We start from the raw sequence: 20020 nt of genomic DNA on the forward strand, positions 1-20020 counted from the left end.
GCAACGCAGCTACGCTTGTCAAGACCCGCATTCCAACAGAATGCAGAAATCTATGATTTCTAAGAATGGGGAGGTTTTCCCGGAAGCGAGTCCACCTCATCCATTCCATGGACATAGCGGATGCACTGTTGCATGGAATCCAGCAATGCCTTGATATTCACAGGTTTGGTGAGGTAATCATTCATGCCCGCATTCAAACAGCGCTCGCGGTCTCCCGACATGGCATGCGCGGTTAGCGCGACAATCCATAACTTCCGTTCCCGCTCCGTGTCCATCTCCCAGTTGCGGATGGCTTCCGTTGCTTCAATTCCATCCATTTCAGGCATGTGAATGTCCATCAGGATGAGATCGAAGGGTTCGGCCTGCACACGCTCGAGCGCCAGTCGCCCATTCTCGACAAAGGTTGCCTCATATCCGAGTCGTTTCAGGATCAGCCGAACTACTTTTTGGTTGGTTAAATTGTCCTCGGCAACCAGAATGCGAATGGGGAATCCGCGCCCAAGGCCATTGTTCATCAATTTCTGAAAATTCACTTTTGGATCGTTTCCGGCAGGTGGAATCTCAAATCCCTCAGGGCCTGGTACTCGTTTGGCCTGGACTTCAAAACTGAAGGTCGATCCTACGCCCTGCTCACTTTTCACTTCAATGTCTCCCTGCATGCGGCGGCAAAGGTTTCGCGCAATCGCCAGTCCCAATCCCGTGCCTCCGTATTTTCGAGTCGTGGAGGAATCCGCCTGGGAAAAGGGTTTAAAAATAAGGTCCAGTTTGTCTTCTGGAATACCAATACCCGTATCCTCAATCTCAACGCGAAGCCGCTGCAGCGATTCACCCGGCGTTGACATCACGTTAGCCCGAATCGCAATGCTTCCCTTCTCCGTAAACTTGATCGCATTTCCAAACAAGTTCACCATCACTTCCTTCAGCCTCGAATCATCCACTTCCAACCAAATATCTGAAGGGGGAAGTTCGGTCGTCACCTCAATGCCTTTGTCATGGGCCTCGTGTTGCAGCAACTCAACCGCTTCCTGCAAGACATTCACAATCCGGTTGGGTTTGGCATGGAAGGAAACCTCACCCGATTCCAGCTTTGAAAAATCGAGAATTTCATCCACAAGGCCAAGCAGACTCTTTCCGCTCAGTTGTACCATGTGCAGCCATTCCATGTATTCTTCCGGAAGATCACTGTCGAGCAGTAGGCTGGTGAATCCGATGATGCTGTTGAGCGGTGTGCGGATCTCATGGCTCATGTTCGCCACAAACTCACTCTTTGCCTGATTGGCCAGGCGAGACTCTTCAGCTCGCGCCTCTGAAATCCCAATTTGTCGCTTCAACTCCTCCTGCTTGCGATCAATCTCAAGCTGCTGCAAGCGATTCCGTATCGCAAGGGAAATGGCATCAACTGCCGCGACAATGATGCGCCGGTCCACGATTTTCCAGCGTTCCATGCCATCGATTTTTCCAAATGCCATGAACCCCCACAACTTGCCCTCTACCCACATGGGAACCAGAAACAGCGAGTTCGCGCCCGTTGCCTGCATAATGGGATGGGCAGTCGCCCAGGCAAACTCCGACTCCACCCGTTCAATCACGGCCCTGCGGTTCTGCAAGCGGCTTCGCCAGCTGGTTGCCGCACCCGCCCAGGGAAAGACCTGCTCCGACCAGGACTCGTCCGGAGCCATGCCCTGCCGATACCAGGAGTCCATGATGGCAAACCCATCATCACTGTGGCCCAGCAACGGGCTGGAATCTGGGTCGCAGGTCGCAATCAACGCAACATCCACCTGCAATGCCTTGCCAAGGCGCTGCAGCATCTCACGAAAAAAGGATTGTGTTGCCTGCGGTTCCCAGGCCGATCCATCGAGCAACTGGTTCATGGAGTGCACCAGTGCATGAATCAGTTGATCCCGGCGTGCGATTCGATGCTCTGCGACGCGCTCGAGCGTCACATCAACCACATGCACAAGGGAATATCCACCCCCAAGTCCATGGCCTCTGAGTTCAAAGCGCTGTTCAATCTGGCTGCGCGGATTGCATTGAATCTCGACCTGAGCCTCACCCAAATCCGACAGAGCCGCAAACCAGCGATCCAAGTCCCGTGCATTGGATGGACTCAGCAGATCCATCACCGTACAGCCCGGAGGGATTTCAGCACCATACCCAGTCTTCCGCCGCATTTCCTTGTTCAACTCAACGATGCACCCTTGCGCGTCGAGGATCATCACACCGCCAGGAGCGTTCTCCAATGTCATCTCAACATAGTCCCCACTCGTCGGCAATCGCTCGGAGTGGCGCTTCCACTGGGAAAGGTCCCAGCGTATTCCCTGAACCTCCACAACCTTGGCCGATGCATCCAACATCGGCACAAACTCATCGCGAACCCAATAAACGGACCCATCTCCTCGCACAAACCGGTATTCGAGCGCAGCAGGTTGACCCGATGTCAGCATGTCCAACGTTTTATCCATTCGCTGCCGATCCTCCGGATACACATGATCCCACCAGGTCTGTGGATGCTGCAGCAATGCATTGGGATGCATTCGCAGGATTTGCTCAGCATTGGCACTCAGGTGCTTGAGCTTCCACCCCTCACGAATATCGAATCGAAAAAACAGGGTGTCTCCCAGATGGGTTGGACAATTCAGCGTCGGATCCGGATCGTCCTTCGTGCCTTTCGAGGAACCAAAATACAGTGCTCCAAATACACTCATCGCACTGAATACCAGTGACTCCGTTCCGTTTCCACCCATCGAAGATGAAACAATTTCGCAGCCACAAATGACTCCAGCCACACAAGCAATCCTGCCCCAGACACGCCCCAAAGTCAGGTACCAGCGAAGGGGCATTTGAGGACAATAGGCAAAGCCCCCAAACGAAAGCGTGGTTTGACTGATGTTGTTGAGATGCATCCGAACGGTCTACATTCCATCGGATGCAAATGCGCTTCCTTAACCTGCAATCCTACCCAAATTCAGGCAAACAACGTGTAATTTGGGGGTTTTGATGCATTTTAACAGATTCTTCATCACTCGGTTGCGAGTGTCAGTCGAACGACAGCACATCGCTGCCCACACGTCCTGTCAGGACCGATGGCACGCGAATGCGTCCGTCCCCCAGGTGATAGTTTTCAAGGATCGCTGCGAGTGTTCGAGCCAAACCGAGTGCAGATCCGTTCAAGGTGTGTACCGGGACCACCTTGCCGTCTGCATTGCGAAAGCGAATGCCCGCACGCCTGGCCTGAAAATCTGTAAAGTTGCTGCAGCTCGAAACCTCCAGCCAACGCTGCTGCCCTGCCGCCCACACTTCCAAATCATACTGCTTGGAATGAGGAAATCCGATATCCCCGGTGCAAATCTGCAAGACGCGATACGGTAGTTCCAGTTTGCGAAGCATGTGTTCGGCGTTTTGGCGCAATTGTTCCAACTCCTCGAAGCTGGATTCAGGGTGTACCCATTTGACCAGCTCCACTTTGTCGAACTGGTGCAGCCGGTTCAATCCACGCACATCCTTGCCCCAGCTTCCAGCTTCTCTTCGAAAACAGGGTGTGTAGGCACAAAACCGAATGGGAAGTTCTGCGTCCTGCAGAATTTCATCGCGAAAATAGTTGGTCACCGGAACTTCGGCAGTCGGGATCAGGTAGAGATCATCCCCGGTAACGTGGTACATCTGCCCTTCTTTGTCAGGCAGTTGTCCCGTCGCTGTTGCACTGTCTGCGTTGACCAGCAGAGGTGCCTGAATCTCCTCGTATCCCAAGCTTGTTGCCTCATCGAGAAGAAACTGAATCAACGCCCGCGACAACCGGCTCAACGGGCCGCGATAGAATGGAAAACCCGCTCCGGTCACTTTGACACCGCGATTGAACTCCAGATACTTCGAAACGTTGGGGATGTCCCAATGCGGTTGACGTTCCTGAGTCTTGTCAAAACCCTCAGGCTCCCACTGATCCACCGCCACATTATCGGCTTCCCCCCGCCCCTCGGGAACGCTCTCGTGTGGAAGATTGGGGATGCTGAGCATTGCCTGTTTCCACTGTTCGTCGATCTGCTTCGTCGCCAGCTCCAATTCTTTCACATTGGCGGAGAGCTGCTTCATCTCCTGCACCTTTTGCTGAAATTCGGGAGACCCCTTGGGAAGACTGCGCATTTCCGAATTTGCTGCGTTTTGCTGTGCGCGCAATTGCTCAGTCGAGGTCACAATGCTGCGCCGTTTCTGGTCGAGTTCCAGCACCGCATCTACGTCGCACTGGAATTTCTTCTTTGCGAGACCGCGCTTCACAAAATCAACGTTCTGTCTGAGGAAATGGATGTCCAACATGATTCAAAAAGTTTAAGTGTTCCAACCTTTGCGGGCTTAGTGCTCACGAATGCACTTGTCGAGTGAATAGCACTTCACAGCCCTGAAACCCACGATCCAATTCGACACCTTGAGCATGGGTCTGCCCGCTATCTGCGAAAGAGAGTAGCGCAACAACCCATGGAGCCGATGCGTTCTATTTCGAGAGCATTGATCCCCGACGGGACTGACGCCACTTGTCGCGATGGTTGCGAATCCAGTCCAGCAACGCACGCTCAAAACCAATATCCCGTCCAATCTTTTCAGACTCCAACCATTTGTGTCGGAGAATTTCTTCACGCTCCTGCAGAAACTCCTGATACAAGCTGGATTTGTCAGCAAACATTGCTTTTTTTTCTGTTTCCTCAGCGTCGGCCATCAATCCCCTTCAAATTGAATGTGCTTTGATAATCGTGATGATTACCCAAACCTTAATTTGAATCAATCACATTCTACAACGTTCATTATTTTCCGCGCAATACTCAAAAAGGTTTGCCCTGCAACACCTTCCGGATCGGCCACTACCTGAGGGATTCCCCGGTCACCGCCCTCCCGAATGAAGGGGTCGAGCGGAATCTGCCCCAGCAACTCGGTGCCAAGCGCATCTGCAACCTTCTGTCCGCCCCCTTTTCCAAAAATGAACTGCTTGCTGCCATCTGCCAGATTCAGAAAGCTCATGTTCTCGGCAACTCCGAGTATCTTGACATTCACTTTTTCGAATAGACCGGCGCCGCGACGGGCAACGGTGTAGGCTGCGGTCTGCGGAGTCGTCACGATCAGTGCACCATCCAGCGGAAGGGTCTGCGTCAACGAGATCTGCGCATCACCCGTTCCCGGCGGAAGATCCACGAACATGAAATCCAACTCGCCCCAGTCAACGTTCTGCGCAAACTGCTGGATCGCCTTCATCACCATCGGACCCCGCCAGATCACGGGTTGATCCTCGTCGACGAGAAATCCCATCGACATGATTTTCACACCGTGACTGACCAGGGGATGGATTTGGTTTTCCGAAACCTCTGGACGACCGTTGGCCCCCATCATCAATGGAACTGAGGGTCCAAAAATATCGCAGTCCATGATTCCCACACGTTCGCCATTTCGCCCTTCCTGTTTGAGCAGTATCGCCACCGCTGCAGCCAGATTGCTCACAAAGGTGGACTTGCCGACTCCACCCTTGCCACTGGCCACCGCTATGATGTGCTTCACCCCTTCGAGTTGATCGGGCGGTGTGGGTGCGGACTTGGAGGCATTGGTTGAACCCGCCTCCGGGGCTGACTTTACAGAAACCACAACCTCACAGCCCTTCACGCCATCGAGCGCACTGACATTCTGCTTCACCGCCTCCTGAATCTTTCCCGGGATCTCCGCCTGGGCAGTGGTGATCTCCAGTAACACCTCCACCTGTCCTGCTTTGACCGTCAGGTCCCTGACCAGCCCAAAGGAAACGATATCCCGGCTGTAGCCCGGATAGGGAATCTTGCGAAGGGTTTCAATGACTTGCTCCTGAGTTACCATCAACAGGCACCATAAAATTCCGTTGCAAAATTGCAACACTGCCTCTCTTCGATTTTCCGTACTGGCAATTTCCTCAGCCAGTTATCAGACCACCCCCACTCAGCCTTCGCCCTTGCCTCCATTGCTGCGACGCTTGCGATTCCGCACATGCAGGGTTCCTCCACCATTGGAATTTTCAAGTCGCCGCACCTCAAACAGATCAATCGCCCGAAACAAATCGCTCAGCTTCGAAAATCCATAGTTGCGCGAATCAAATGCTCCCTGATTGGAGATGTGCGAACCGATCGGCCCCAGCGGCGCCCATCCATCTTCATCCTCCACTGCACTGATGGCAGTCCGCAGGCGATTGATCAGGCGGGTATCGCGCTTGAGCGTATCCACACTCGATGCCTTCTGCTTACGCTCGGTTTCCGCATTCTTGTTTTCATCAAGATACAGAAAATGCGAACAACTGTTCATGAATGGCACGGGAGTCTGCTTCCCTCCAAAACCAATCACTTTTTTCCCATCTGCACGCAGTCGCAGGATGAGCGGGGTAAAGTCAGCATCCGAAGAAACCAGACAAAATGTCTGCACTTGTTTCGTGTAAAGGATGTCCATCGCATCAATCGCCAGCGACATGTCGGTCGCATTCTTCCCCTTCACAATATCAAAATTCTGCACCGGTTGCACGGCATACTCATGCAGCACCTGTTCCCAGCCCGCCAACCCGCGTTTCTTCCAGTTGCCATAGGCACGTCGAATGTTGACCACTCCATAACTCGCGAGTTCCGCGATGATGAAGTCAATTTTTGCGGCGGGCGCATTGTCCGCGTCAATCAGGAGCGCAATGCTGTCGTGACCAGATGCCGAATGATCCATGGACGCAAGGTAAAGGGTTTATCGGGAAATGACCACTGTTTATTCCGGCTCCACCCTGTTCAGCCTCCACTCGCCAGCACATCAATGTGACCCTCCTGCGTTTCCACCCACACCCTTACCGCACCTTCCATCGATTGCATGAGTTCCAAAATGGCTTCACGATCCATCAAAAAACAGGCCGTTGACAATCCATCGACTAGTGCCGCATGTGGACCCATTACCCACACACGCCTCCACCGGGCATCCCGAACCACCTTCCCGTTCTGCAGGATGTGCGCGCCTTTCACCTCAAATCCCGAACTGCTCAGGCAGGCATTTTTCAATTCCCATTCGATCTCGTGCTTCGCACCGCACAACCGCGTGTTCCATCCGGCTCCTGCTGCTGTTCGCGCACCGCTCGCCTTGAGCGTGCTTCCACCCGCACTCAACAGAAAATCCCGCACCTCCATTTCCTCGAGCAGTCGGGAGAGCTCTTCCAATGCAAAGCCTTTGCCTATGCCTCCAAGATCGATCTGCAGTCCCGCTTCCAGGCAGCTTACCCTCGGATTTTCCGGATCGATCTGCAGGCTTCCTCTGCTGCGCCGCTCCTTCGCGCGCGCCCACTCTTCCTCGGTTGCAAGCACGGGTTCACCTTTCAGATCCCGCAACAGCTCCATAAACCCACCCGTTGCCATGTCAAAAACCCCATTCGTGATCACTTGCAACTCCATGGCCTGGATCAGGCACTCGTGACAGGTTTCACTGATCAACACAGTCTCCCCTGGATGCATGCGGTTGATGTGCGAGATATCACTGCCGTCACGAAATCGACTCAACCGGCTCTCAATAATCTGCAGGTCCCGAAACAGGAGGTTTGCAGCACTGTGAGCCAGCTCACGGTCCTCATGTCGAATCCAGCATTCGAAGTGGGTTGCCATCGCTTCTTCACGAAAGCGGTGAATCGGCGCATCTGCTGCCGGTGTGTTTGCACTGTTGAGCATTTCTTCAGTCATCGGAAGGATCAGATTCGTTAGGGAGACAGACATAGACCGGAACATTCGGACGCAGCGAAAACGGAAACAACTGGCGTTCCTTCATCCATCCCGGCTGTAAGGCAGCATAAGAGGCATCTGTCAGGATCCAAATGTTCGCAGTCGGACGTGGTTCTGTCCCCGGAACATACTCAACGCCATGGAAACGTCGCAGATACCACGGAATTGGCCAAATGTAGTCCCCCACTACCACAATGTCAGTATCGGATGCGGTTCCCTTTGTGCGCCATTCCAGAAAATGGGGAAGGTGTTCAATGTTCGCAGAGGTCGGAGCGTAGGCCAGCGGATTGCGCGGGTCAGAGTGGTAAACTGCATTGAGTCGATGAGCGTTCTGGAGCTGAACTCCCGCAAGCAGGATCAACACCACCCACGCCAGCCAGCGCAAGGGGGAAATCGACCATCCCCCTATCCATCGCGCACCTACGCCTGCAAGAAGAGCAGCATGCAACCACACTCCCAGCATCAACCATGGAGTTTTATAGGCTACGACAGTGTAGGAAATCAGCTGAACGACCGCGCTCACGCCCACAAAGCCTGCAAACCGACGAGTCCGCACATCCAAAGCCAATGCATGCTTCGGCGGAATCAGGCACGCCACAACCCCCGTAGCTGTCATTGCCCACAGCAGCCAGTCATAACTTCCAAAGGGTGCCTGGCGAATGGGCAAGAGCAAGTCAGTGAAATAATACGTCCAGGGCTTTTCATGCTCCACTGCCGTGCGATAGTGCCAAAGGGAGCGGATCGCATCCCCTGCACCTGCGGGATGACGCAGTCCATCCGTATACAGCAGTGCGGCAACTCCCAGTGCGAACAGAGCGGCAACCCCAAGCTGCACCCACCCCTGTTTCACCAACACCTTTTTGCGCAGATCTGGAGTCCACACCAGCAGGAACAGTGACGCACACCCCCAACCTGCAAACCAGATCAAGGCAGTCTGTTTCGTCGCCAACATGCATCCCGCGATCAGACCCAGGAGCCATGCACGTGTCCACGTCCGTTCATGCATCCATTGCCACCCGACCCATCCTGCAAGCAGTCCCAGAGCACCGAGCAGCGTTTCATGGATCACCATGTTCCCATAGTAGGTGAGCAGGCCGGATGTGCCTGCCACTCCCATCGCAATCAGAACACCAACCCGTCCCAACACCCGGGAAAATCGCACCAGCACCAGCAATGTGAGCAATCCCACCGCCCACACTGCTGCGCGCAAGGGGCGCATCTCCATCTGCGCGTAACTTTCATACCGAAACAGCTTTGCCGGCAAGCGCAACCAGGCATTGAGCACGGGTCCATGGTGATGTTCGGGGCTGAAAACATATCCGGCACCGGATTGGTCCTTTGCCAAAATCCAGGCATTTTCCGCCTCGTCTGTATGCACGGGTCGCAGATCCAGACTCTGCCATCGCAGGACTCCCACCACCAGTATCAATCCTGCAACCAGCGACCACACACCCATGCGTCCAAACATGGGACGCTCTCGAATGGCTGTCGGACGGTGTTGCATGGGGAAAGCCTAGCTGTTAGGATCTGGATTTGAAACCCCAAATTCGTCCCATTACCACCATGAATTTGTCCGAGTCAGCGCAGACCGCTCCCGAAGCAAACCTCAATGCGATTGCATCCCCCCAGCCCGCTCGCTGCCGTCTGGTACTGCCTCATTTCCAAAGTCTGCCCACCCTCAAGGCCTACTTGCCCGACCTGCTGCGATCCCTCAACTCCCATGCTGTGCCGGTGGAAGTAAAGATCGTGGATGATGGTTCATCCCGCCTAATGCAGAAGTGGATACTCAGCTGGACGAAGCGCCTGTCACAAACACATCCGGAATTACTGGATACCCAGTTGCTTGAGCAAAACCATGGAAAGGGATATGCCATACGGCAAGGTTGGAACGGTGTGTCAGATTCCATTGAACTGCTGGCATTTGTCGATGCCGATGGCAGCATTCCGGCAGATGCAGTTTCCAACCAGCTGCTGGCAGCGCTGCAGGAACCCCATCACCTGCACTGCGGCATCCGCCCAGCCCCTTCCCGTGCGACACGCTCTCTCAAACGACGTTTCATGGCCGCTTGCTTTGCCACCTACGCACGTCGCATGCTGAGGATCGAGGTCAAGGACCCACAGTGCGGGTTCAAGATGGTTCCCCGATCACTTTACCAGCAGTTGCACCGTCGCTTCAAAGTCAATCGCTTTGCTTTTGACTGCGAACTGCTCGCGCATGCAGCGCTCCTGAATACACCGATTCGGGAAGTGGAACTGCCCTGGGTGGAGTCTCCGACCAGCACCGTGCGCTCGATTCGCGACGGTTGGCGCATGATGCTGGATCTGCGCAGAATTCGCCGCTCTCTGCAATTGCGCAACCGTTTGCGGCGATCTGGCGACACCCACTGAAATTGAGAACTTCTGCGGAAGGCTGCATGGGGCACCCAAGAATCGCTTCCCTGCACGCCCCATCCGGCTTCACTGCGTTGAAGTGCGGACCGCTGCAGCCACTCAGATCACGCGCTGACAGCACTCATGATCGCCATGATCCAGGCAAGAATGACCGCACCCAGGGCTACCCATCCGGCCAAACGTGATACCCACTCACGGGAGAGTCCGGGAATCCACGAAACACTGCAGCCAATTCCCAGCCCCGCCATCAGTCCAAATAGGTGCCCCATGAAATCCGTATTCTCCCCAGAACTTCCCCACCAACCCAACACACCAAAGGCCACAAAAAGCGGTAGCATCAATTCGCGCAGGCGCAGCAACTCCCGTCGCAACATCAGGTGAGCCAGAGCATGCCCAGCCACCAGTCCCACTGCTGAGAATACAGCTGTCGACGCTCCGATGGCGGCAAAACTTTGCTCACCCCGCAAACTGGCGTTCAGGGTGTTGCCCAATGCCCCACTCAGCAGAATCAGCAACCACCCAAGTCTCACACCAAACTGCTGCAGGACAAAGAGCGAAAAAAAACACCCCATGCCAAGATTTCCGATCAGGTGGGCAGCGTCCGCATGCAGTGTGAGCGCAGTCAGTACACGCCACCATTGCCCCTTTTCATGAATAGCCTGCACATCCAGGCTTCCCGCCTCATTAACTGCAGTTCCCCAGAACTGCTGCGCCAGAAACATCAGAACGAGGATTGCCGCTGCCGGAAGAAATGCACCGATCCCGACCAGCCGAACTGGCTCATGTGCTTCCATCCGCTGTGGCCAGAAACGATTCTCGCGTCGTGATCGTTTCAATTGATTGATCACTTGTTGCGCAACTTGCGGCTGCACCCGTACCTCATAGCCCTGTTCTACCGGAACCATCCAATACGGCAGCCCCATGGACAGTATCAGCAGAGTGTCGTCATTGGCTTGGCGCGGGCGACGGTAGCGTCCCACGGTCACAAGTTCTGCCGGAATCTCCTCTTCCTCTGCTTTCATCCGATTGTCTACGAGTTAAAATCCATGCAAATCCACCGGGTGATCCCCCAAAAACCAGACTGAAGGTAAGGATCGAGTAGCCGTTCACGATCATCTCCATTCCGATAGATACCTGCCACATGCACCGATTCTGGTGTATTTCCATAATAAGCAAACCTCGATCAGAGAAATGTTACAATTTCCAAACCCCAAGCGATCTCGCTTTTTTTCTACACCCTCATGTGTTACATTTACGTCACATTGTTACAGTTTCGTAACATTGGATCGATTAGTTGTTTGAGAGCATTACCATCGTTGAACCCTTACCCAGGAACACCACCATGAAATCCATTACCCTATTCGCCGTCGTGCTCACCGCCTTCTGCAGCATCGCCAATGCCGCACCAAGCGACACCATTCAGGATCTTCCGGCACAAGTCATTCAATATGGATCGCTGCCTGCCCCAGAGGTGCAACCCATTCCCGCGCTACCTTCATCCATTGCTGATTCCGATGGCTATGTGCTGATGCGTTTCGAGATTCTTGAATCCGGACGCCTCGCCAACATCGAAGTTCTGGAGGCCAGTGATCCTCAGATGGCCAAGTTCTCCCGGGCAATGGTGCGTCGCTGGAGCTATGACAACCCTGGCGAATCCGTTGTTGCCCTACAGCCCATCGTCTTCGAAGCAGGATCGCATCGCCCCCTGCTGCTCGCATCCCGTTGACCCGAATCCAAGCCTTTTGAATCAAGTAGGTTGATTCAATTTGAGAAAAACACCCCGCACACAGCGGGGTGTTTTTTTATCCGACAGTGTTATATTGTTTCGGAAAACTCCGAAAGGGTGCGGGAGAATGCGGGATCCGGCTTCGCCTGAATCCATACTTCGTTTCCCGTCACGGGATGCTCAAACCGCAGGGATGCCGCATGCAGGAGCAATCGATTCACCTCAAACTGCTCCCGAAAAAAACGATTTTGCACTCCATCACCATGTCGCGTATCTCCAATAATGGGATGTCGCAAGTGCGCGAGATGTCGACGGAGCTGGTGTTTTCGTCCCGTCACCGGGTGAAGCCGCAACAGGGAAAACCGTGCGGTTTCATACCTTCCAACAGGTTTTTGGAACTCCACAGTTCCCAAGCTCTTCCACCGGGTATAGGCCTCCTGCTCAACTGCGGTGCAAGCCTGTGTGTAGGCATCCACCTCTCGCCGAAGCGGGGAGTCGACGCATCCTTCCCCAGTCAACCATCCCCGCACCACGGCGAGATAATGCTTCTCCGGGGAATGCTCCGCAAAGGCTTCCATCAGTCGTCGGGCAATTTCTGCATCCAGTGCAAACAGCAGCACTCCCGATGTCGGACGGTCCAGGCGGTGCACGGGTTGCACCCAGGCACCCAGTTGGTCACGTAATAACTGCACCGCAAACTCCGTGGCATCCGTATCCATCCAGGATCGGTGCACCAGCAGTCCCGTCGGTTTGTTGATGGCGACGATCCATCGGTCCTGATACAGCACTTCCAGCATTGTGCTCAAAACTGCATCGTTCCATTGCCCTGAACTCAAGTCCGAAACCCGAAATGATGCATTGACCATGGCATACTTCCGATTGACCGCTGCACTCGGAAATTTCTACGATGCAGACATGAAAATTTATACCTACAAGGGCTGCAGCACCTGCCGAAATGCCGTCAAATGGCTTCACAACAAGGGTCATGTGTTTGAGGAACTCCCGATCCGCGAACAACCCCCAACACACCAGGAACTGGAAACCATGCTCAATCATGTTGGAGGCCAGCTGCGCCGCCTCTTCAACAGCTCCGGACAGGACTATCGCTCCATGGGCTTAAAAGACCGCCTGCCCCAACTTTCGACCTCCGAAGCACTGGATCTGCTGCAACAGAATGGAAACCTGATCAAACGTCCGTTCCTGCTGACAGATGACTGGGGTACTGTAGGATTTAAGGAGTCGGTCTGGAGCGAGCATCTCGGCTGATTTCTCGCTGCATCCTGCCAACGCAAACCTTGACTTTGCGCCTTCACAACGGCATCACCAAGGCTTCATCCCATGAGCATCCAACTTCCACACGAAAAAGGTTTTCACATCAGTTGGGAACAGTTGCATCGCGACTCCCGTGCCCTCGCCTGGCGCTTGAACAGCAAACGCACTGGCTCCATGTGGAAAGCAGTTGTGGCGATCACACGCGGTGGCATGGTGCCTTCGGCGGTGGTCGCACGCGAACTCGATATCCGAACCATCGATACGATCTGCGTGAAATCCTATGACCATCAGGATCAGTCCAAACTCAATGTGATGAAGCTCCCTGAGCAATCGTTCATCGGAAAGGGAGAGGATATTCTGATTGTCGACGACCTCGTCGATACCAGCAAAACGCTGAAACATGTGCGGGAACTTTACCCCAATGCTCACTTTGCCACCGTATACGCCAAACCCAACGGAGCCAATCTGGTGGATACATTTGTCACGGAAGTCAGTCAGGATACCTGGATCTTTTTCCCGTGGGACATGGCCCTGCAGTATGTTGTCCCGTTTCGGGGCAAGGATTAATCCTCCCCGATCCCGAACACTAAACTCCCGCCATCAGGGACTGTCCTCATCCGACAAACCCCGCTTGTCGCTCACTGCACATCAGACACATCGGTAAATCCGTCGCTTGAACGTCGCGAGTTACCCCAGTGCTCACGACCCAGATCACGGGCGCGCTGACAACCCCGTCGAATCGCAGATTCCAGGTGTTCCGAAGTTTCCAGACTGCGAATACCTTCCTTTGTGAGATCCTGCACCCAAATGGGTTCTCCAAAATGAATCACGACCCGGGAAAACGGATACGGCAGTCGGGCTTTGTTCCAGGAGCGCTCAAAGATGCGGCGATGCTGGCTTGCCACTCCGGTTGGAATAATCGCACAGTGGGCCAGCTTGGCGATTTCGAAAACACCCGGTTTGGCTTTATAAATCGGCCCCCTTGGACCGTCGACCGCAATGGAACCGTTGTAGCCGGACTTCATGAGCCGCAACAAACCCCGCAACGCTTCAGAGCCACCGCGGCTGGAAGATCCTTTTGACGTCGCCCCGCCCATTCGCCGAATGACGTAATCGATCAGCTGTCCGTCCTTGCTTCGTGAGGTCATTGTCGCAATGCGATACCTTGCAACACAGTGCAGCACTGCAAGTTCGTCACGGTGCCAATGCGCAAACAGCACCGGCTGATGATGCTGCATCGCATGGGTCAGGAATTCAGACTCCACGATGCGTATCCGCCACGTCGCGGACCAGGTGCGATAGAACCCATAAATCAGGCGGGGCAACAGGTAACGTCGAAACATGCGGGGCACAGGCTATGTTACCAACCCACAGCATTTCGTCCCAAAAGGGAAGCATGGAAACAGGCCCTACCCCATAAAATGGCAATGCCAAATTGACGGGATGACTGGTACCGCCGACTTTAGCTGGCTCAGATGAGTCCCAACTCCATCTTTCCCTCTTCAGAAATCATGTCCTGATGCCAGGGTGGATCCCAGACGATTTCCACATTGGCACTGTCCACACCTTCCACAGCAAGCAGTCGGCACTTGGCATCATCGGCAATCACGGGTCCCATGCCACAACCTGGTGCCGTCAATGACATTGCCACTTCAATATGGTTCCGTTCGTCCTTCTTCTGGATTTCGACGCTGTACACCAGACCCAGATCCACAATGTTGACCGGAATTTCCGGATCAAACACCTGTTTCAGTTCCGCCCAGATGTCTTCAATGTCAGGCTCAGCTTCAGAACCAGAGCCTCCCGATGAAGCCGATACCGGAACCTCAGGTTCTGGAGTTTCACCAAGGGCATCAGCGTTATGCCGCGAAATGCGGAACATGCCATTGGCAGTCATCACAGTGAAATTGCCTCCCAGGCGATGCGTGATCACCACATTGCTGCCTTCCTTCAGGGTGAAGGGTTCACCTTGGGGAATCAAGGTAGCTTCCACATCGCGGGTTAGGATGCGATCATCTTCCATGGTATTCTATTCGTGGATGGTTGAACAAACAGGAGACGGAAGTCGGCCGCACTCCACAGAGAAACACAACCTTTTCCGAACTCCCTTTCGTCAGGTTCTAGAGGTGAAACTTCGATTGCACAAGCTTGCGCACACTTTCCTGAATTTCCGGATCTTCAAATTTCTCAATCACTTCCTCGAAGAAGCCGAAAACCATGAGCTGCTGCGCCACACGCTTTGGAATGCCACGCTGCATCATGTAGAACAACTCTTCGGGATCCAGCTGCCCCGTCGTCGCACCATGACTGCACTTCACATCATTTGCCTTGATCTCGAGACCGGGCAATGAATTGGCATCGGCGGTGGGACTGAGCAACAAATTGCGGTTCGTTTGATACGCATCGGTCTGCTGCGCATCCTTTGCTACCTGAATCATGCCGGAGAAGATCGTTCGGCTGTTATCCAGCAACGCGTTCTTATACAGCAGATCCGAAACCGCATTGGGTGCGTCGTGTGACTGGAAGGTGCGCTGGTCAAACTCCTGATCACCCTGCGCGACGGTCAGGGAATACAATGTTGCATGGGAACCGGGTTCCGCCATGCGGACTTGATTTTCAAAACGCGAGCGTTTGCCACCGAGATTCACCGCAAGGGTTTTGGTGGTGGCGTCCCGGCGTACAGCCGTCGCGTCCGCCTGAAAGGAAAGAGTCTGCGAACTCCAATTTTGCACACACTTGCGCAAGACCTGCGCATTTGCGCCAGCGTAAATGTTTCCCGATGCAATGCACAGAGCCGGAAGCGTGGGACTCACAGACTGGAAGACGTCAATGACATTTACCGATGCAGACTCCTCCGCGATCACGAGTGTATGCGGAAAGACCGCTACATTCGGCTGCGTGGTCCAGTGGTAAATCATCAGGGGCGATTCGATCACAACTCCCTTGGGCACAAAGACAACGCCTCCACCATGCGACAAGGCATGGTGCAGTGCCATGAACTTTTCACTGCCAAGGTGCGCCTCTTCCTGGAATAAGTACCGCTCCAGCAAATCAGCGTGTTGCACAATCGCCTCTGGCAGCGATTCAAAAATCACGCCCTTCTCGCTCAATTCCGGCGAAATGGGATCCACATGCACCAGATGATTGTCGGCAAAAACAAGCCTTGCTTCGGTGCGCGAATGCAGATTGGAGCCGGATACCACACAATCGACCACCTCCGCAGCAGGTTTGTCACCCAGGTGATAGTCGGCAAAATCCAGCTGCAGTCGACTGGCAAAGCGCCAGGTCTCGTCCTTGCGCTTTGGCATTTCCAAGGCCTGAAATTGCTGCCATGCCTCACGGCGCTTGCTTTCGATCCAGGCATTTTCTCCCGCGTGTGACTGCAGGAACGCCTCAAAGGTCGATTCCTGCGCAAGCGGTCCTGAAGGTACCGGCGCAGCCGGGTTCACTATCGTGTTACTCATAGAAATCATGATGGTTTGATAATGCGGTAACAGACCTGCTCAACCGACCGACCCTTCCATCTCGAGGTCGATCAGGCGCTTCAGTTCCACGCTGTACTCCATAGGGAAATATTTCACGAGATCGTTCACAAAACCGTTCACACTGAGGCTCATGGCTTCTCCTTCACTCAGGCCGCGCTGCATCATGTAGAAAATCTGCTCGGCACTGACCTTGGAGACACTCGCCTCGTGCTGCACGGAATTGCCATTGCCGCGCACTGTAATCGCAGGAAAAGTGTCCGTCTGACTGTTCGTATTGATCAGCAGCGCATCACATTCCGTATTGTTCTTGCACCCCTTGAGGTGATCGGGAATGTGCACCTGCCCACGGTAGGTGGAGCGCCCATTTCCGATCGAAATACTCTTCGATATGATGTTGCTGCTGGTTTCATCGGCACGGTGAATCATTTTCGCACCTGTGTCCTGATGTTGTCCATCGTTGGCCAGTGCAATGGAGAGCACCTCTCCTCTCGCCTTGCGTCCATTGAGCACAACCCCCGGATATTTCATGGTCAGACGGGAACCAATGTTACAGTCAATCCAGCGAATTTCTGCCTCTTCTTCTGCTAGACCGCGCTTGGTCACCAGATTGAAGACATTGTTCGACCAGTTCTGAACCGTGATGTACTGGATTTTCGCACCCTTGAGTGCCACGAGTTCCACCACCGCACTGTGCAGCGTTGCGGTTTCAAATTTCGGGGCGGTACAGCCTTCCATGTAAGTCAGTTCCGCTCCTTCATCAGCAATGATCAAGGTGCGTTCGAACTGGCCAAAATTCTCCGCATTGATTCGGAAATAGGCCTGTAAGGGCTGCGACACCTTTACACCGGGCGGCACATAAATGAAACTGCCACCGCTGAAAACGGCTGAGTTCAGTGCGGCAAACTTGTTGTCGTTGGTCGGGATTACCTTTCCAAAAAACTTTCGGAAAATCTCCGGATGCTCTTTCAACGCATCAGAGGAACCCATGAAGATGACGCCTTCCTTCTCGAGCCCTTCCTTCATGCGGGAATACGCAGCTTCCGAATCAAATTGCGCCTCAACTCCCGCCAGAAACTTGCGCTCCTGCTCCGGAATGCCCAGTCGTTCAAAGGTTTGCTTGATCTCGTCAGGCACTTCTTCCCATGTCCGACTCGCGCGCTGCCCCTTGGAGAGGTAGTAGCGGATCTTGTCAAAATCGATGTTTTCCAGATCCTTCGTCGCCCAATGGGTCGGCATGCCCATGCGTTCAAAGGTACTGAGCGCTTTCAGTCGAAAATCCCGCACCCAGTCGTCTTCGCCTTTGACGTCACTGATGTACTGGATCACTCCTTCATTCAATCCCGTTCCGGCGTCAAACTCATAGGTGGTTTCGTAACTGAAATTCCCCTTTTCCCTGTCAATATCAATGGCTGTTGCTTGTGTCATGTTCTTCTCCTGGTTGGATGATTCTGCGGCTCGAACAGTTCGAGCCGCCTGACCTGAAATCAGGCTCCGACAAGGGAGTCCTTCACCCAGTCATAGCCCTTCAATTCCAGTTCCTTGGCAAGTTCCTTGTCACCTGTCTGGACAATGCGTCCATCCCACATCACGTGAACCTTGTCCGGTACGATGTAGTCGAGCAGGCGCTGGTAGTGCGTGATCACCAAAATTCCGCGGTCTTCGTTGCGCATCAGGTTCACCCCGTTGGACACGATCTTGAGCGCATCAATGTCCAGCCCACTGTCGGTTTCGTCCATGATGCAGTAAGCGGGTTTGAGCATCGCCATCTGAAGGATCTCGCAACGTTTTTTCTCTCCTCCCGAAAAACCTTCATTCAGGGAACGTGAGGTAAAACTGCGATCCATTTTGAGCAGATCCATTTTTGCATACAGCTCGCGGTAGTAGCCTGGAGCGTCAAATTTGGCACCTTCCTCCATACGCCCCTGCAATGCAGCACGAATGAAGTTGGCGATGGTCACTCCCGGTATTTCCATGGGATACTGGAATGCCAGAAACACACCTTTGTGTGCAATTTCATCCGGCTCCATTCCCAAAACGTTCACTCCGTCCACAAGAATCTCACCCGACTCCACTTCGTAGTCTTCGTGCCCTGCGATGACCTTCGCGAGCGTGCTCTTTCCGGTACCGTTGGGTCCCATGAGGGCATGAACTTCGCCCTTGGGAATCACAAGCGAAAAATCCTTGAGAATCGGTTGTCCCGCAATGCTGGCGTTGAGATTTCGAATTTCTAACTGGTTCGACATGATATTCTGAATTGAAGTTAAAGGTATGTATGGGATTCGGTAAAGTCAGTGCGTGTTCTCAGGCACTGACATCTCCGGCTCACAGCAGCGTCCGCTCAGGGTGAGATCAATTTTTTCAATGGAATACCCCTTTGGCAGAAATTGAGAAAGATTCTCAATAAATGCGTTTGGTAGATGAACGTCAATGACTTTGCCCGTCTCCTGGCAGTGGAAGTGGGCGTGATGCCTCGAATGATCCTTCGCCTGGCAAAAGCGCGATGGCTCCCTTTCAAAATTGACTTGTCGGATCAAGTCACAGTCAACGAGGGTTTCCAGGCAGTTATAGACTGTCGCAAGCGAAATCGTGGGGCAGGATTCTTTGACGCGTGCATAGACCAGGTCTGCGGACGGATGATCATCCGATGCCAGAACGACCGAAAAGACCTGCTCCCGCTGTCGGGTCGCGCGCAGTCCTTTCCGTTCCAGCGCACGTTCCAGCTTTTCTTTTGCATGTGTTTCAAGTTGCATGGCAATATCCCAGACGTCACAGCGGTGACGATTGAAAATTAACAATAATTGGAATCATTCCAATTACAAATAAGAAGTCCAGTTTTTTGTGAATTCTCTCTTGTTCATTTGCACCGGAAACTACTACCGGAGTCGCTACGCGGAGGCCCTGTTCAATCACCAGAAGGGGATTCCGCTTTCGCATTGGCGGGCTTTTTCACGGGGTCTGATGATCGAATGCGCGCCGCAGTCGATTTCACCCCACACCCGCAACGCCATTCAAAGCAAAGGCATAACAGACGACTGCTACGAATCCCTCCCCACCGCGCTCACCCTCGCCGATCTCAAACGTGCGGACCTCGTTGTCGCACTCAAACGCGAGGAACACCATGCCATGATGCAGCACCAGTTCCCCGAGTGGGTGGAGCGCATCCGCTATTGGGACGTACACGATCTCGATGTCTGGAGTCCCGCTCAAACACTGCCCGCCATCGAGACACGAGTGCAGTCGCTCATCGCTGAACTCAGCACCTCATCGAAAAAATAACCGGGTTAAAGCAGGCTAACAACCCCTCAATATCGACGATCTCTATCGCGGTGTTGCCCCAAAAAATCCGTAAAAAAAGGCGCCTCCCCGAAGGAAGGCGCCCGTTGATTTCGATTTTATATTAGGTGGTG

20 protein-coding genes are annotated in these 20020 nt (G+C 53.8%); 5 read left to right on the forward strand and 15 right to left on the reverse strand.

Features of this window, described 5'->3' with window-relative positions; all coding sequences use genetic code 11:
• Positions 1-59: 59 nt before the first annotated feature.
• The 7 genes from ABQ298_01725 to ABQ298_01755 all read right to left on the reverse strand — a co-directional run bounded on the left by ABQ298_01725 (position 60) and on the right by ABQ298_01755 (position 9243).
• A complete protein-coding gene (locus ABQ298_01725) occupies positions 60-2906 on the reverse strand; it encodes an ATP-binding protein (GenBank protein MEQ9823082.1) in 2847 nt (948 codons plus the stop codon).
• A 133-nt stretch (positions 2907-3039) separates the two neighbouring features.
• Complete coding sequence (serS, locus tag ABQ298_01730; protein ID MEQ9823083.1) at positions 3040-4311, reverse strand: serine--tRNA ligase; 1272 nt, start codon at positions 4309-4311, stop codon at positions 3040-3042.
• Between the two features lie 175 nt (positions 4312-4486).
• Entirely contained in the window at positions 4487-4708 is a 222-nt protein-coding gene (locus ABQ298_01735) for a DUF4032 domain-containing protein (GenBank protein MEQ9823084.1), read from the reverse strand.
• A gap of 62 nt (positions 4709-4770) precedes the next feature.
• Positions 4771-5847 carry an Mrp/NBP35 family ATP-binding protein gene (locus tag ABQ298_01740; GenBank protein ID MEQ9823085.1) on the reverse strand — a complete coding sequence of 359 codons (1077 nt, stop codon included), beginning with the start codon at positions 5845-5847 and terminating at the stop codon, positions 4771-4773.
• 99 nt (positions 5848-5946) lie between these two features.
• On the reverse strand, positions 5947-6708 hold the full coding sequence (locus ABQ298_01745) for an NYN domain-containing protein (GenBank protein ID MEQ9823086.1): 762 nt from the start codon (positions 6706-6708) through the stop codon (positions 5947-5949).
• A 59-nt stretch (positions 6709-6767) separates the two neighbouring features.
• Positions 6768-7700, reverse strand: a complete 933-nt coding sequence (locus ABQ298_01750) for an FAD:protein FMN transferase (GenBank protein ID MEQ9823087.1) — start codon at positions 7698-7700, stop codon at positions 6768-6770.
• Positions 7693-9243, reverse strand: coding sequence for a hypothetical protein (locus ABQ298_01755; protein ID MEQ9823088.1), 1551 nt, complete (start codon positions 9241-9243; stop codon positions 7693-7695). The genes ABQ298_01750 and ABQ298_01755 overlap by 8 nt, the downstream gene beginning before the upstream one ends.
• A 59-nt stretch (positions 9244-9302) precedes the next feature.
• Between ABQ298_01755 and ABQ298_01760 the strand changes: the two genes are divergently transcribed.
• Positions 9303-10127 (forward strand): glycosyltransferase, encoded by an 825-nt coding sequence (locus ABQ298_01760; GenBank protein MEQ9823089.1) that lies wholly within the window; start codon positions 9303-9305, stop codon positions 10125-10127.
• 107 nt (positions 10128-10234) lie between these two features.
• Here the strand turns inward: ABQ298_01760 and ABQ298_01765 are convergent, their stop codons facing one another.
• A complete protein-coding gene (locus tag ABQ298_01765; protein MEQ9823090.1) occupies positions 10235-11152 on the reverse strand; it encodes a rhomboid family intramembrane serine protease in 918 nt (305 codons plus the stop codon).
• A gap of 320 nt (positions 11153-11472) precedes the next feature.
• Here ABQ298_01765 and ABQ298_01770 point away from each other — a divergent pair, with 320 nt between their 5' ends.
• Entirely contained in the window at positions 11473-11856 is a 384-nt protein-coding gene (locus tag ABQ298_01770; GenBank protein ID MEQ9823091.1) for an energy transducer TonB, read from the forward strand.
• A gap of 89 nt (positions 11857-11945) precedes the next feature.
• On the opposite strand, the gene ABQ298_01775 is transcribed toward ABQ298_01770, so the two are convergent.
• Positions 11946-12722: a pseudouridine synthase gene (locus ABQ298_01775; GenBank protein MEQ9823092.1), complete on the reverse strand. Its 777-nt coding sequence runs from the start codon at positions 12720-12722 to the stop codon at positions 11946-11948.
• Between the two features lie 49 nt (positions 12723-12771).
• On the opposite strand from ABQ298_01775, the gene ABQ298_01780 reads away from it, so the two are divergent.
• Complete coding sequence (locus ABQ298_01780) at positions 12772-13122, forward strand: arsenate reductase family protein (GenBank protein ID MEQ9823093.1); 351 nt, start codon at positions 12772-12774, stop codon at positions 13120-13122.
• Positions 13123-13194: 72 nt separating this feature from the next.
• Complete coding sequence (gene gpt, locus ABQ298_01785; protein MEQ9823094.1) at positions 13195-13695, forward strand: xanthine phosphoribosyltransferase; 501 nt, start codon at positions 13195-13197, stop codon at positions 13693-13695.
• Positions 13696-13766: 71 nt separating this feature from the next.
• Here the strand turns inward: gpt and ABQ298_01790 are convergent, their stop codons facing one another.
• From ABQ298_01790 to ABQ298_01815, 6 genes are all read right to left on the reverse strand, one after another.
• Entirely contained in the window at positions 13767-14471 is a 705-nt protein-coding gene (locus ABQ298_01790; GenBank protein MEQ9823095.1) for a DUF374 domain-containing protein, read from the reverse strand.
• A 128-nt stretch (positions 14472-14599) separates the two neighbouring features.
• A complete protein-coding gene (gene sufT, locus ABQ298_01795) occupies positions 14600-15151 on the reverse strand; it encodes a putative Fe-S cluster assembly protein SufT (GenBank protein MEQ9823096.1) in 552 nt (183 codons plus the stop codon).
• 97 nt (positions 15152-15248) lie between these two features.
• Positions 15249-16592, reverse strand: coding sequence for a Fe-S cluster assembly protein SufD (gene sufD, locus ABQ298_01800; GenBank protein MEQ9823097.1), 1344 nt, complete (start codon positions 16590-16592; stop codon positions 15249-15251).
• A 39-nt stretch (positions 16593-16631) separates the two neighbouring features.
• Positions 16632-18038, reverse strand: a complete 1407-nt coding sequence (gene sufB, locus ABQ298_01805; protein MEQ9823098.1) for a Fe-S cluster assembly protein SufB — start codon at positions 18036-18038, stop codon at positions 16632-16634.
• 59 nt (positions 18039-18097) lie between these two features.
• The gene (sufC, locus tag ABQ298_01810; GenBank protein ID MEQ9823099.1) at positions 18098-18856 is read right to left on the reverse strand and encodes a Fe-S cluster assembly ATPase SufC; all 759 of its coding nucleotides are present in this window, start codon (positions 18854-18856) and stop codon (positions 18098-18100) included.
• Between the two features lie 45 nt (positions 18857-18901).
• The gene (locus ABQ298_01815) at positions 18902-19363 is read right to left on the reverse strand and encodes a transcriptional repressor (protein MEQ9823100.1); all 462 of its coding nucleotides are present in this window, start codon (positions 19361-19363) and stop codon (positions 18902-18904) included.
• Positions 19364-19463: 100 nt separating this feature from the next.
• Between ABQ298_01815 and ABQ298_01820 the strand changes: the two genes are divergently transcribed.
• On the forward strand, positions 19464-19889 hold the full coding sequence (locus tag ABQ298_01820; protein ID MEQ9823101.1) for a low molecular weight phosphatase family protein: 426 nt from the start codon (positions 19464-19466) through the stop codon (positions 19887-19889).
• Positions 19890-20020: the final 131 nt, after the last annotated feature.

The sequence above is a fragment of the Puniceicoccaceae bacterium genome (assembly GCA_040224245.1).
Taxonomy (GTDB): domain Bacteria; phylum Verrucomicrobiota; class Verrucomicrobiia; order Opitutales; family JAFGAQ01; genus JAKSBQ01.

Bases quoted from the DNA above. Each gene is read 5' to 3' on its own strand.
- ABQ298_01735 (MEQ9823084.1), bottom strand. From the start codon at position 4,708: ATGGCCGACGCTGAGGAAACAGAAAAAAAAGCAATGTTTGCTGACAAA.
- ABQ298_01780 (MEQ9823093.1), top strand. From the start codon at position 12,772: ATGAAAATTTATACCTACAAGGGCTGCAGCACCTGCCGAAATGCCGTC.
- sufD (MEQ9823097.1), bottom strand. From the start codon at position 16,592: ATGAGTAACACGATAGTGAACCCGGCTGCGCCGGTACCTTCAGGACCG.
- gpt (MEQ9823094.1), top strand. From the start codon at position 13,195: ATGAGCATCCAACTTCCACACGAAAAAGGTTTTCACATCAGTTGGGAA.
- ABQ298_01770 (MEQ9823091.1), top strand. From the start codon at position 11,473: ATGAAATCCATTACCCTATTCGCCGTCGTGCTCACCGCCTTCTGCAGC.
- sufB (MEQ9823098.1), bottom strand. From the start codon at position 18,038: ATGACACAAGCAACAGCCATTGATATTGACAGGGAAAAGGGGAATTTC.
- ABQ298_01755 (MEQ9823088.1), bottom strand. From the start codon at position 9,243: ATGCAACACCGTCCGACAGCCATTCGAGAGCGTCCCATGTTTGGACGC.
- sufT (MEQ9823096.1), bottom strand. From the start codon at position 15,151: ATGGAAGATGATCGCATCCTAACCCGCGATGTGGAAGCTACCTTGATT.
- sufC (MEQ9823099.1), bottom strand. From the start codon at position 18,856: ATGTCGAACCAGTTAGAAATTCGAAATCTCAACGCCAGCATTGCGGGA.
- ABQ298_01745 (MEQ9823086.1), bottom strand. From the start codon at position 6,708: ATGGATCATTCGGCATCTGGTCACGACAGCATTGCGCTCCTGATTGAC.
- ABQ298_01765 (MEQ9823090.1), bottom strand. From the start codon at position 11,152: ATGAAAGCAGAGGAAGAGGAGATTCCGGCAGAACTTGTGACCGTGGGA.
- ABQ298_01790 (MEQ9823095.1), bottom strand. From the start codon at position 14,471: ATGTTTCGACGTTACCTGTTGCCCCGCCTGATTTATGGGTTCTATCGC.
- ABQ298_01750 (MEQ9823087.1), bottom strand. From the start codon at position 7,700: ATGACTGAAGAAATGCTCAACAGTGCAAACACACCGGCAGCAGATGCG.
- ABQ298_01815 (MEQ9823100.1), bottom strand. From the start codon at position 19,363: ATGCAACTTGAAACACATGCAAAAGAAAAGCTGGAACGTGCGCTGGAA.
- ABQ298_01740 (MEQ9823085.1), bottom strand. From the start codon at position 5,847: ATGGTAACTCAGGAGCAAGTCATTGAAACCCTTCGCAAGATTCCCTAT.
- ABQ298_01775 (MEQ9823092.1), bottom strand. From the start codon at position 12,722: ATGGTCAATGCATCATTTCGGGTTTCGGACTTGAGTTCAGGGCAATGG.
- serS (MEQ9823083.1), bottom strand. From the start codon at position 4,311: ATGTTGGACATCCATTTCCTCAGACAGAACGTTGATTTTGTGAAGCGC.
- ABQ298_01725 (MEQ9823082.1), bottom strand. From the start codon at position 2,906: ATGCATCTCAACAACATCAGTCAAACCACGCTTTCGTTTGGGGGCTTT.
- ABQ298_01760 (MEQ9823089.1), top strand. From the start codon at position 9,303: ATGAATTTGTCCGAGTCAGCGCAGACCGCTCCCGAAGCAAACCTCAAT.